Source organism: Mesorhizobium sp. M0189, assembly GCF_040322135.1.
GTDB lineage: Bacteria > Pseudomonadota > Alphaproteobacteria > Rhizobiales > Rhizobiaceae > Mesorhizobium.
This window is the reverse complement of the sequence record NZ_JAMYSW010000019.1, coordinates 82,631-94,297: the sequence shown is the minus strand read 5'-3', so window position 1 is coordinate 94,297 and position 11,667 is coordinate 82,631. Positions and strand designations below refer to the sequence as shown.

The following is an 11,667-nucleotide window of genomic DNA, read 5'->3' as shown; positions in this document are numbered from 1 at the left end:
GCCGGCATCAAAAGGTTTCCACACCGCAGCAACCCTAAACGAACAGATCAACCTTCTGGAACGTCGTCACGTCGATCAGGCCGACGTCGGAAATCCTGAGCTCGGGGATGACGACCAGCGCCAGCAGCGAGTGCTGCATGTAGGCGTTGTTGAGTGAGCAGCCCATCTGGCGCATGGCGTCGCTGAGTTTGTCCGCCTTGGCGGCGACGATTTCCGCCCGCTCGTTCGACATCAGCCCGGCGATCGGCATTTCGACCAGCGCCAGCTCCTTGCCGTTGGAAAACAGCACGACGCCGCCGCCGACCTCGCCCAGCCGGTTCACGGCCAGGGCCATATCCTGCTTGTTGGTGCCGACGACGATGATGTGGTGGGCATCGTGCGCCACGCTGGAGGCCATGGCGCAGTCGCCGATATAGCCGAAGCCGGAGACGAAGGCGTTGGTGACGCCGCCGGTGCCCTTGTGACGCTCGACCAATGCGATCTGGCAGACATCGTTGCGGCGGTCCATGGCGACCAGTCCGTCCTCCACCGCAAGATCGGCCTCCAGCGCCCGCGTCGGCGCCTGGTTCTCGATGACGCCGATGACGCGTACCCGTACCTCGTTGGCGCCCTTGGGTGCCGCGATATCGAAATCCGCAGGTTTGAGCTTCTTGCCGAGCTTGACGGTGTTCTTCGCCGTCCGCGGATAATTGTAGGCCGGAATGTCGATTTCGAGCTTGCCGCCCTTGGCCAGCCTGACGCCGCGGGCATAGACTTCGTCGATGGTCATTTCGGCCAGGTCGGAGACGATCAGCAGATCGGCAAGCCGTCCCGGCGCGATCGAGCCGATCTCGCGTTCCAGCTTGAAATGCTGGGCGGTGTTGAGCGTCGCCATCTGGATCGCCGTCACCGGCTTCAAGCCCTGGCTGATGGCGTGGCGCACGACCCGGTCCATGTGGCCTTCATGCACCAGCGTGCCGGAATGGCTGTCGTCGGTGCACAGGATGAAGTTGCGCGGGTCGAGCCCGCTCTCCGTCACCGCCTTGATCTGCGATGCCACGTCGTACCAGGCCGAGCCCAGCCGCAGCATCGCCTTCATGCCCTGGCGGACGCGCGCGATGGCGTCCTCGGCGCGCGTGCCTTCGTGGTCGTCCTCCGGGCCGCCGGCGACATAGCCATGGAACGGCAGGCCGAGATCGCGCGAGGCATAATGCCCGCCGACCGTCTTGCCGGCCCTCACCGTCGCCGCGATCTCGCCCGACATCACCGGATCGTTGGCGGCGACGCCCGGAAAATTCATCACCTCGCCGAGCCCGATGATGTTCTCCCAGGTCATCGCCTCGGCAACGTCGGCGACGGTCAGCTCGGCGCCAGCATGCTCCAGCCCCGGCGCCGACGGCACGCAGGACGGCATCTGCACATGCACGTTGACCGGCATGGCGACCGCCTCGTCATGCATCAGCCGCACGCCCTGAAGGCCGAGCACATTGGCGATCTCATGCGGATCGATGAACATCGAGGTGGTGCCATGCGGGATCACCGCGCGGCAAAATTCCGTCACCGTCACCATGCCGCTCTCGACATGCATATGCGCGTCGCAAAGCCCCGGCACCAGATAGCGGCCGCCGGCATCGACCACCTTGGTGCCCTGGCCGATGGCATGGCCGGCATTCGGCCCGCAATAGGCGAAGCGGCCGCCGGCAATGGCGATGTCGGTGCCGGCGATGATCTCGCCCGAATGGACGTTGACCCAGCGCCCGTTGCGGATGACGAGATCGGCGGGTTTGCGGCCCATGGCGACATCGACCAGATGCGTCGCCATCTCGGCCCAGGGTTTTGGTTTCGTCGCATTGGCGGTCTTCGGCATCAAACAGGCTCCTCTTTGCCCGACTGTGCCAAGCCGGGAGGATTTTGACCAGCGAGGAAGTAAGCGCCGACGGCGAAACTGCCGATCTCCTCTCTCAAGGGGGTGATGTCGCCGAAGGCGACAGAGGGGTCGCCGATCCACGCGCGACGACCCCTCTGGCCTACCGGCCATCTCCCCCTCAAGGAGGGAGATTGATGCCACCATGGCTTTCGCCAATCGCCAAGGGCATTTTGCGTCGGCCGCAGCAACTTTGTTCTTGCTTTGTGCCGGCAGCTATGCTACTAATTTGGGTATGGTGCCAATTGGCTCCAACGACCCGTCCTCCCGAGGCGGGTTTTTTTTATTGCGCCATTCATGGCAAATGGCCCAGGCGGAATACGATTCCGTTGCGGCCAATCAGCCTTCGTCTCGTTAGAGGATCCTTCTGAATCGACGCTCGCGGAGTTTGACGCACTCCATCGTTCGAGCCTTCGGCCGGTTCAATCAATTCGATCGCGAACTGTCACTTCTTGCTCGGATCGTCTGCCGGGTTGACGTAGGTGATCTTGAATGGCCCCTCGCCATGAACCTGGATGATCGTTTCGCTTGTCGTCCAGGCGAAGTGATTCATTCCGGCCGGCGCGACGCCGAAGCCGCCAGCAGTCAGTTCGACGCCTTTCGCCTCGTCGAACTTATCGCCCATTCCAACATGGAAGTTGCCGGAAAGCACCGTTACGTATTCCGTGGTGGGATGATTATGTGCGGCAATTTTGTAGCCGGCGGGTGTCTTCAACCGCAGCACAAAGGCGCCGTCCTTTGAGGGATCTCCCGCGACAACAGCCATTTCCGCCCCAGCGGGAATGGCAGCAGGAGCAGGACCCCATTTGATGTCTTTGGCGTTCATCGGCATCTCATCGGCAAACAGAGGCGCCGTCCCAACAAGCAGCAGTGCCAGGGCAGAGGCAAGCTTGAGCATGACAATCTCCCAGTGTTTGTAGAGGATGGCGTCGAGTATCGGAGCGCCGATCCACTTGCCACTTCGAGCCTTACCAGGGCAGAGCGCCCGAACGCATCCTGCGAACGGGGGACGCGCATTCGCGGTAGCCGCGGAAGCTGCCGCTAAAAACATTTCCAGGTGAAACGATTTTGTTTGTATCACTGTAGGTGATCGGCCTCGCTAGCTTCCAGTGCCAGATTTGTCGACGGCAGAAGACGGCTTGACGGCCTTTGGCTGGCGGCTGAAAAGGGCTGGCCTGCGGACGTGGCGGAATTGGTAGACGCAAGGGACTTAAAATCCCTCGATCTCTGATCGTACGGGTTCGATTCCCGTCGTCCGCACCAGATTTGGAGTTGCGAAATAATTCGACTTTTTCAGATTTGCCGGACGCCCTGCTAAAAATTGTCCGGGGTATCCGCGAGGGTATCCATTCACTTATCGCTAAGGTGGAGTCGCGCCATGGCATGGTCTGACCTGCTTTTGTTTGCCCCCGGTATCCTTGGCGTCGCCGCCATGGGTTTGGCCAAGTTGCCCGACCTCATCGATGCCATCACTGGCGACGACCAAGCACCGTTCGACCGCTTCGATTCCGAGGCCCGGAATCGTGGTCTGGACTATGCCGGGATGACGAAGAAATGGGATGTTCGTACCGTCTTCGCTCAGCTTCGCACCGATGCCAGCAACGCCGTGGCGGCCGATGTGGAGAATTGGGCACCGGTCATGAACGATTCGATGAACTCCGCGCTGAAGGCTAATCCGCAGCGTGCTCACGAAGTAAGAGGTATGTTGGCCGGGTTGAGCTATTCCCACATTCTCTATGAGCATGAGGCCCGCGCCGTCGCCGCCCGCGCTTCGGATTCGCTGCAAAACCAGCGCTCGACCCGGCCGCAGCGTGTCGATATAGAATGCCCTGAAAAAGAGCCAAAAGGGGCAATCTGGTGAATTCCTATCTCCGTCCGCCGATTGTCGAAGCTGTCGTTGAGTTCGTCACAAATAATTCGATATCCTTTGACGACCTGCAGGCAATGTCGAACAAGGTAGCGGGCGACTACAAGAACCAATCCATTGAAAAGGGCATTCAGGTTCGCATCGACACGCTAGGTGGTGCTGCCACAGTCCATTCCGATCAAACACCTGATCGCTTCCGAAGGACTTCGGATGACCAAGCAGATATCGTAATCTTCGCGGATACCAGCCTGATAGTTGCACGTGCCGCACCCTATCCAGGGTGGGAAGTTTTAAGTGAACGCATTGGGAAAAACTGGCGTATTTGGTCAAAGGGACCATCGGGAAGGAGTGTTGTTCGGCTTGGGGCTAGGTTTATTAACCGTATAGACATACCAATTAACGGCGAAGAACGCATTGAACTCAACGACTATTTAAATTTCTTGCCGCAAGTCCCAAAGATTTCCGACAAGCCGATGTCCTCATTTCTAGTTCAAGCGTCAATGCCGACAGCCAATCCTCATTGGGACTGCAACATTATGTCTACCATAGTTGCACCGTCGCCATTGCTGAACCATATGTCCCTTTTGTTGGACATTGACGTCTTTAGGATGCGCGACATACCATCCAAAAGTGCCGATGTTCTGGCGATTCTCGAAGAGGCGCGGCCGTTGAAGAACATCATCTTTGAGCGCTGCATTACCGACCGAACCAGAGATTTATTTCGATGACAAGAACTACCCATACGGTAGCGGCTCATCCACGAACCCTGACGGCGCTGCCCCCGAGTGGGGCGGCCGGCGCATATTCAACGCAGATGAATTATGCATTGTCCAATGCGCTCACCAGGTCATTCACGCCTTTGGGTGATAGCAAGCCTCGCGGTAGTGACAGCCATCTCGATACGCTGTTGGAAAACGCCAAAGCAATTTTCAAGGTCACGACAAACACAGTTGCCATGCATCTGTTGTCCTCGGACTGGAGGGCGCGCCTATTCAGACAGGTCGATAGCCTCCTTGACGCGGAAGAATGGGATGAAGAGGACAAGCCGGTTGTTTCCGGGTCGTCGCTGACTTTTATTCGCATGCTGATTTTTCTCAAAGCCCGGCGGCCTGGGCTTGGCGCGACCAGTGATGGGAATTTGGTGGCGTCTTGGACAACGGGAAACAATCGCCTCACCATCGTTTGTAAGTCCGATGACACCGTTCGGTGGGTGATATCTACCCAGACCGATATGGGTTGTGAGACGGCAGCCGGTCAAACCACAATTCTTCGGCTTCCTGATGTTTTGCAGCCATACAATCCGGCGCAGTGGTTTTCTGATGAAGGGAGATAAGATACCGGATGAAGACTACCTGATACGAAGCGTCCCATTTTCCAAGTTGCGGAAGGCCGATGGCACGGACGAAGTTATCGGAGTTCTCCCCGAGGCATTCGTGATGCGCGATGTTGATTCATATCTGTCCGCAAACTGGCTTGAACATTTTGCGGGATCTGACCAGCAAAAGATCATCGCAGCTGTCCATACGCTACGCAAAAGCTCTCTGAAAATTTCATCCAAAAGTGGGTTTGCGCGGGGTAAGGTGAGCGACATTCGTTCCGCCTGCTCGACCCGCGGCCATAGCGTTCGGATTGTCCACGAACCAGAGCCAGACAATGATGCCCACGCGGCTGTGCGCCGCTATCCCCGTGATGAACTGGAACTCTTTGAAGTGCTTGCAACCGGCGCTTGGTCAGACTGGTTTCTGAACGCTAGCATCCCCTAGAAGCCGACTTTCAAGCGATGATGACGGCGACGCAGAAAGGTGGCCAGCGTCGCCCCAAGAGGGTTGAAGTCCTTTGATAGGTTGCAGCGGCTGCAACACCAGTTTCGATTACACGATGGAAAACGACGATACAATTGCGTTCAGAGTTGGCTCGGTGGACGACCCGACAAATATGGGAAAATCAGCAGCCACCCGCGAACTCGCTATGTTCGCTGCCGGTCATCTCAGGCGGGAAGATTGTCTGGTTTTGGAGAAGACTCAGTGGGAAGATGGAACCTAGGCGTTCGCGAGGCTGCCTAGGCAAAACGAACAAGCCAGAAATGCCGGTCGAATCCGGTTCCCCAAACCATTGCGGGATCGTCTAGAGGTTTAGGACACTGGCCATGATAGAAACGCCGCTCCCTCGGGTTGAGCGGCGTTTCGCTATGCGGGAACATTTTGAGTGAAGGATGATGCGGCTTGGGGGCCCCCCGCGAGAATCGCGCCAAGGATTGATCATTCTCACAGTGAGAATGACGCATTCGGAAGTGACCAGCATCCCGCTATAGACTACCGGCCCGGCGGCGGCTCAGAAAATTAACGCCGCGACGTCCCGGCCCGCTCCACCACCCTCACCTCCCGATCGGGTTCAGCTTCAAATGCTGGATCAGGATAATCGTCTTGGCATCGATAATCCGACCGTCGTGGATGCCGGCCAGTGCCTCGTCTAGCGGCATCTCCAAAACTTCGATGTCTTCGCCTTCGTCGTGGGCGCCGCCGCCGTCGGAAATGCGGTCGGCGGGCGAGTAGCGAGCGACGAAGAACCAGAGCCGCTCGGTGACGCTGCCGGGGCTCATATAGGGCGAAAACAGCCGCTGCACGTCCTTCAGCCGATAGCCGAGTTCCTCCTCGGCCTCCTTGCGGATACAGGTTTCGGGATCGTCTTCGTCGAGCAGGCCGGCGCAGGCCTCGATCAGCGGCTCCTTGTGGCCGGTGACGTAGGCGGGGTAGCGGAACTGCCGCACCAGAAGCACAGTCGAGCGCTCGGGATCGAAAGGCAGGATCACCGCGCCGTCGCCGCGATCGTAGGTCTGGCGGGTATGCGTTTCCCATTTGCCGTCGCGCCGGCGGTAGTCGAAGACGGTCTTTTTCAAAACCGCCCATTCGTCGGACAGGACTTCCTCAGAGCGGATGCGAATGCGATCTTCCATGGTGGACTCCCTGCTGCCGCGGCAAGGCGTAGCCGCGAACGGCGGTTCTTGCAATCCGGCCAGCTATTGGTCCAGAGCACCGGTTCACCGTCTCGTGTCTGGCGCTGGCACAATCGGCTGCATAAATAGCGGCAACCCTTCGCGGAGTTTTTTTATGACCTCATCGCTTTTCCAGCCGATCACCCTCGACGGCCTGACCTTCCCCAACCGCATCGCGGTCGCGCCGATGTGCCAGTATTCGGCCGACGACGGCTCGGCCAGCGATTGGCACCTCTATCACTGGATGAACCTGGCAATGTCGGGTGCCGGCATGGTCACCGTCGAGATGACCGAGGTCGAACGGCGCGGCCGCATCTCGCATGGCTGTCTCGGCCTCTATTCCGAGGACAATGAGGCGGCGGCGCGACGCACGCTGGATGCAGCCAAGCGTGTCGCCGCGCCGGGCACGAAATTCGGCACGCAGCTTGCCCATGCCGGCCGCAAGGCCTCCAACCGGAAACCCTGGGAAGGCGGCGGCCCGCTGCACGCCGATCAGGATCCGTGGCCGATCGTGTCGGCCTCGGCAATCGCCTACGACACCGGCTGGCAGGTGCCGCGGGCGCTGGAGGACGACGAGATCCTGCAAATCATCGAACGCTTCGCCGAAGCAGCCCGGCGTGCCGAGCGCGCCGGCTTCGACTTCATCGAGCTGCATGCCGCGCATGGCTATCTGATCTTCCAGTTCCTGTCGCCGCTCTCCAACCGGCGCACCGACCGCTGGGGCGGCTCGCTGGAAAACCGCATGCGTTTCGCCGTCGAAATCGCCAAGGCGGTGAAGCAGGCCGTGCCCAGACTGATGCTGGGCGCGCGTCTGTCGATCAAGGAATGGGTCGATGGCGGCTTCGACGTCGAGGATGCGATCGAAGTGGCAAAAGCGCTGAAGGAAGTCGGCGTCGCCTATCTCTGCTGCTCGAGCGGCGGCAATTCGCCGTTGCAGAAGCTGCCGTCCGGACCCGGCTACCAGGTTCATCTGGCCGAAGCGGTGCGCAAGGGCGCCGGCATCGCGACGCGGGCCGTGGGCCTGATCGACGATCCGAAACAGGCCGAGGCGATCGTCGCCGACGGGCGCGCCGACATGGTGGCGCTGGCGCGCGCCTTCCTTGCCGATCCGCGCTGGGGCTGGCGCGCCGCGGCCACCTTCGGCGAAAAAATCCACCCGGCGCCGCAGCTTGCCCGCTCGGTGACGACGATGCAGCATTGGATGAAGGCGGCGAACTGACGGGGCGGGTTCTCACCTCGCTGGACAGGGAACCATAGCTTCGCTTTGATCCTCTGCCGGTGTAGAGTGGCGAGGGCCGCGGCTGGGCGCGGCAGGTTGGGGGAGCAGAGACATGTCGTTCAGGGGGATTTCCATTGCGGCTGCTGCCGCGGTTTTGGCCGGGCTGTCGTTTGCCACATCGACGCCGGCCGGGGCGCAATATTGCGAAGGCACGGTGCACGGTCTTTCCAGGCACTACAATCTGGCAACGGGAAGCGGCTTTCTCGCCGTTCGGGCCCGGCCGAACTCGTCGTCGCGCATGATCGGGCAATTGTTCAACGGCGACCAAACCGAGATCTTTGACCGTCGCGGAAACTGGTACCAGGTCGATTTCGGCGGCCGCGCCGGCTGGGCGAATGCGCGCTGGCTGCGCAACGACTGCGGCTATTGAGGTATTTTCGCCTGAGCTAAAATAGCTGTTGCAACCAAATCGGCCGCTCCGCGTTGGCGGCGATGATGGACAGCAAGCCATTTGAAAAGCCGGTCGTGGTCGAACTCGGCCATGTCGGCAAATATCGGCATATCCGCAGCGCCCAGGAGGCGGCGGAGTGCCTGATGACGGTCTGGCCACTCAATCGCGGGCCGCGTCATCGTGATGCCCTCGACACTTGCCTAAAAGTGCTGGAAGGTTATCGTTCGACGGCCGATGCACGTCGGGCACTGATCGAAGCCGCCAGGGAATCGGACGTGCTGGTTACGGACGACAGGCTGCCAGACGACAGACTGGCCGACGATAGGCTGCATTGAGGCAACGGGCTTTCAACCGGAGGGTTCATGGCGAAACTGACCTATAAGATCGTCGAGCATGACGGAGGCTGGGCCTACAAGGTCGGCTCGACATTCTCCGAAACGTTCCCCACTCATCAGGACGCGTTGCGCGCCGCCGAGATCGCTTCGGCCGAACAGCAGGTCGCCGGCAACACCGATGGCATCCAGTACGAGGACGCCGACGGCAAATGGCACGACGAGCTCGCGGATGGCCGCGACCGGCCGCAGACCGAGGTTTCGGATTAGGGTGTGTCGATATCCAGGTGATGCCGGGCTGCTTTACAGGTCGGTTTGGTAGCGCTACCGTCTGACATCGCGCGTGACCGGGGAGGAGCCTGGGCGCTGTCGCGGGCCAGGCAAGAAAGCGGTTTCCTTCGAAGTCGTTGCAGGAATCAGTCGGGAGGAGATCGATGGCGTCTGTCGCAATCGGCGATGTCTACAAGTCATTTGGGACCGTCGAGGTCCTGCACGGGGTCAGCGTCGATATAAACGACGGCGAGTTCGTCACGTTGGTCGGTCCTTCGGGTTGCGGAAAGTCGACCCTGCTCAGGATGATCGCCGGCCTGGAAAAGATCTCGCGCGGCCAGATCGCGATCGGCAAACGTATCGTCAACAACGTTGCGCCAAAAGAGCGCGACGTCGCCATGGTTTTCCAGAACTATGCGCTCTACCCGCATATGACGGTCGCCGAGAACATGGCGTTCTCGCTGATGCTCAAGGGCGTTCCCAAGACGGAGAGCGATGCCGGCGTGCGGCGCGCGGCCGAAATCCTGGGACTGGTGCCGCTGCTCGACCGGTATCCGCGCCAGCTTTCCGGCGGCCAGCGCCAGCGCGTCGCCATGGGCCGCGCGATCGTGCGCGATCCGCAGGTCTTCCTGTTCGACGAGCCGCTCTCCAATCTCGATGCCAAGCTCCGGGTGCAGATGCGCGCCGAGATCAAGGAACTGCACCAGCGCCTGAAGACGACGACGGTTTACGTCACCCACGACCAGATCGAGGCGATGACCATGGCCGACAAGATCGTCGTCATGCACGACGGCATCGTCGAGCAGATCGGGCCGCCGCTCGAACTCTACGACCGGCCGAACAATCTTTTTGTCGCCAGCTTCATCGGCTCGCCCGCCATGAACATGCTCAGGGGCGAGATCGTAAGCGACGGCTCGCCGTCGTTTCGCGGCGCCGGAGGGATTTCGGTCCCGTTGGCCTCGGCACTTTCCATCGGCAATGGTGAGCCGGTCGTGCTGGGGATACGGCCCGAGCATTTGCGGCTATCCGACAATCAGGGCATTCCGGTCACTGTCGTGGTGGTCGAGCCGACAGGGTCCGAAGTGCAGCTCATCGGCCGAACCGCCGGCGGCGAGGAGATCGTCGCCAATTTCCGGGAACGGCATTCCTTCACGCCGGGCGAAACCATCTGGCTTACGGCCGAGCCTGGCCTCATCCATCTCTTTCACGGCAAAACCGGACAGCGGTTCGAAACACCCATCAAGCAGTAGGACGGCACGGACAATAAGCAGGAGGAAGCGAGCATGAAATTCACCAGACGCGACGTGATCCGCACCACCGCCGGCGCTGCGGCGGGAGCCTTGGGAAGCCGGCTCATCGGCTCTCCCGCCTTTGCCCAGGAGGGATTGAAGTACAAGCCCGAGGACGGCGCCAAGCTCAGGCTGCTGCGCTGGTCGCCCTTCGTGCAGGGCGACGAGGATCAATGGCTGGCCAACACCAAGCGCTTCACCGAAGCGACCGGTGTCGAGGTCCGCGTCGACAAGGAAAGCTGGGAGGACATCCGTCCCAAGGCAGCGGTCGCCGCCAATGTCGGCTCCGGCCCGGACTTGATGTTGGTCTGGTTCGACGACCCGCATCAATATCCCGACAAGCTGCATGACGTGACGGAACTGGGCGAATATCTCGGCTCGAAATATGGCGGCTGGCACGATGGACCGAAGCAATATGCGACACGGCAAGGCAAATTCCTCGGCCTGCCGCTGGCCACCATCGGCAATGCCATCGTCTATCGTGAAAGCTGGGTGAAGGAGGCCGGCTTCTCCGAATTTCCGAAGGACACGGCAGGCTTGCTCGAGCTTTGCAAGGCATTGCAGGCGAAGGGACACCCGGCCGGCTTCACGCATGGCCACGGCGTCGGCGACGGCAACAACTACGCCCACTGGCTGCTATGGAGCCATGGCGGCCAGATGGTCGACGAGAGCGGCAAGGTGACGATCAACAGCCCCGAGACGCTGAAGGCGATCGAATACGCGCAACAGCTCTACAAGACCTTCATTCCCGGTACCGAAAGCTGGCTCGACGTCAACAACAACCGCGCCTACCTGGCCGGCGAATTGAGCGTGATCGCCAATGGCATTTCCGCCTACAACACCGCCAAGATCAACAAGGACAAGGATCCGAAACTGACCGAAATCGCCAAGGACACGCGCACGACCAACCTGCCGATCGGTCCTGTCGGGAAATCCGTCGAGCTGTTCCAGGTGACCACGGCCGTGATCTTCGACTACACGCCCTACCCCAATGCGGCCAAAGCCTATCTGCAGTTCATGTTCGAGGAACAGCAAATGTCGCAGTGGATCACGTCCTCGGCGGGCTATTGCTGCCAGACGCTCAAAGCCTTCGACAACAACCCGGTGTGGACGGCCGATCCGAACAATGCCGCCTACGCCAAGGCCTCGGCGACGCTGCGGCCCAACGGCTATGCCGGCCCGCTCGGCTATGCTTCGGCGGCGACCATGGCCGACTATGTGCTGGTCGACATGTTCGCCAAGGCGGTGACAGGCCAGGCGACGCCGCAAGAAGCGATGGCAGAAGCCGAGAAGCGCGCAAACCGCTACTATCGCGTTTGAGCGGATTCAGCCGGGCAGCCATGC

14 protein-coding genes and 1 tRNA gene are annotated in these 11,667 nt (G+C 60.5%); 12 read left to right on the top strand and 3 right to left on the bottom strand.

Annotated features, from left to right (window positions below; genetic code table 11):
* Positions 1–34: 34 nt before the first annotated feature.
* Positions 35–1,846: an adenine deaminase gene (ade, locus tag NKJ09_RS27015; protein WP_352495837.1), complete on the bottom strand. Its 1,812-nt coding sequence runs from the start codon at positions 1,844–1,846 to the stop codon at positions 35–37.
* A 202-nt stretch (positions 1,847–2,048) separates the two neighbouring features.
* On the opposite strand from ade, the gene NKJ09_RS27010 reads away from it, so the two are divergent.
* Positions 2,049–2,261 (top strand): hypothetical protein, encoded by a 213-nt coding sequence (locus NKJ09_RS27010; RefSeq protein WP_352495836.1) that lies wholly within the window; start codon positions 2,049–2,051, stop codon positions 2,259–2,261.
* An 87-nt stretch (positions 2,262–2,348) separates the two neighbouring features.
* Here NKJ09_RS27010 and NKJ09_RS27005 read toward each other — a convergent pair whose 3' ends face one another.
* Positions 2,349–2,801: a cupin domain-containing protein gene (locus tag NKJ09_RS27005; protein ID WP_023717441.1), complete on the bottom strand. Its 453-nt coding sequence runs from the start codon at positions 2,799–2,801 to the stop codon at positions 2,349–2,351.
* Positions 2,802–3,080: 279 nt separating this feature from the next.
* On the opposite strand from NKJ09_RS27005, the gene NKJ09_RS27000 reads away from it, so the two are divergent.
* From NKJ09_RS27000 to NKJ09_RS26980, 5 genes are all read left to right on the top strand, one after another.
* A tRNA-Leu gene (locus tag NKJ09_RS27000) sits at positions 3,081–3,166 on the top strand.
* Between the two features lie 115 nt (positions 3,167–3,281).
* Complete coding sequence (locus tag NKJ09_RS26995) at positions 3,282–3,764, top strand: hypothetical protein (RefSeq protein WP_352495835.1); 483 nt, start codon at positions 3,282–3,284, stop codon at positions 3,762–3,764.
* Positions 3,761–4,498: a TIGR04255 family protein gene (locus NKJ09_RS26990; RefSeq protein WP_352495834.1), complete on the top strand. Its 738-nt coding sequence runs from the start codon at positions 3,761–3,763 to the stop codon at positions 4,496–4,498. The genes NKJ09_RS26995 and NKJ09_RS26990 overlap by 4 nt, the downstream gene beginning before the upstream one ends.
* Positions 4,499–4,584: 86 nt before the next feature.
* Entirely contained in the window at positions 4,585–5,103 is a 519-nt protein-coding gene (locus tag NKJ09_RS26985) for a hypothetical protein (RefSeq protein ID WP_352495833.1), read from the top strand.
* Positions 5,090–5,533, top strand: coding sequence for a hypothetical protein (locus NKJ09_RS26980; protein WP_352495832.1), 444 nt, complete (start codon positions 5,090–5,092; stop codon positions 5,531–5,533). The genes NKJ09_RS26985 and NKJ09_RS26980 overlap by 14 nt, the downstream gene beginning before the upstream one ends.
* A gap of 611 nt (positions 5,534–6,144) precedes the next feature.
* Here the strand turns inward: NKJ09_RS26980 and NKJ09_RS26975 are convergent.
* Positions 6,145–6,723: an NUDIX domain-containing protein gene (locus NKJ09_RS26975; protein WP_254817694.1), complete on the bottom strand. Its 579-nt coding sequence runs from the start codon at positions 6,721–6,723 to the stop codon at positions 6,145–6,147.
* Between the two features lie 154 nt (positions 6,724–6,877).
* Here NKJ09_RS26975 and NKJ09_RS26970 point away from each other — a divergent pair, with 154 nt between their 5' ends.
* The 6 genes from NKJ09_RS26970 to NKJ09_RS26945 all read left to right on the top strand — a co-directional run bounded on the left by NKJ09_RS26970 (position 6,878) and on the right by NKJ09_RS26945 (position 11,643).
* On the top strand, positions 6,878–7,981 hold the full coding sequence (locus tag NKJ09_RS26970; RefSeq protein ID WP_352495830.1) for an NADH:flavin oxidoreductase/NADH oxidase: 1,104 nt from the start codon (positions 6,878–6,880) through the stop codon (positions 7,979–7,981).
* Between the two features lie 112 nt (positions 7,982–8,093).
* The gene (locus tag NKJ09_RS26965) at positions 8,094–8,411 is read left to right on the top strand and encodes an SH3 domain-containing protein (protein WP_023717438.1); all 318 of its coding nucleotides are present in this window, start codon (positions 8,094–8,096) and stop codon (positions 8,409–8,411) included.
* Between the two features lie 62 nt (positions 8,412–8,473).
* Positions 8,474–8,767, top strand: a complete 294-nt coding sequence (locus NKJ09_RS26960) for a DUF982 domain-containing protein (protein WP_352495829.1) — start codon at positions 8,474–8,476, stop codon at positions 8,765–8,767.
* A 27-nt stretch (positions 8,768–8,794) separates the two neighbouring features.
* Positions 8,795–9,034 carry a DUF2188 domain-containing protein gene (locus NKJ09_RS26955; RefSeq protein ID WP_023674770.1) on the top strand — a complete coding sequence of 80 codons (240 nt, stop codon included), beginning with the start codon at positions 8,795–8,797 and terminating at the stop codon, positions 9,032–9,034.
* A gap of 164 nt (positions 9,035–9,198) precedes the next feature.
* The gene (locus NKJ09_RS26950) at positions 9,199–10,284 is read left to right on the top strand and encodes an ABC transporter ATP-binding protein (RefSeq protein WP_352495828.1); all 1,086 of its coding nucleotides are present in this window, start codon (positions 9,199–9,201) and stop codon (positions 10,282–10,284) included.
* Positions 10,285–10,317: 33 nt separating this feature from the next.
* Positions 10,318–11,643: an ABC transporter substrate-binding protein gene (locus tag NKJ09_RS26945; RefSeq protein WP_352495827.1), complete on the top strand. Its 1,326-nt coding sequence runs from the start codon at positions 10,318–10,320 to the stop codon at positions 11,641–11,643.
* The last annotated feature ends 24 nt before the right edge of the window (positions 11,644–11,667 follow it).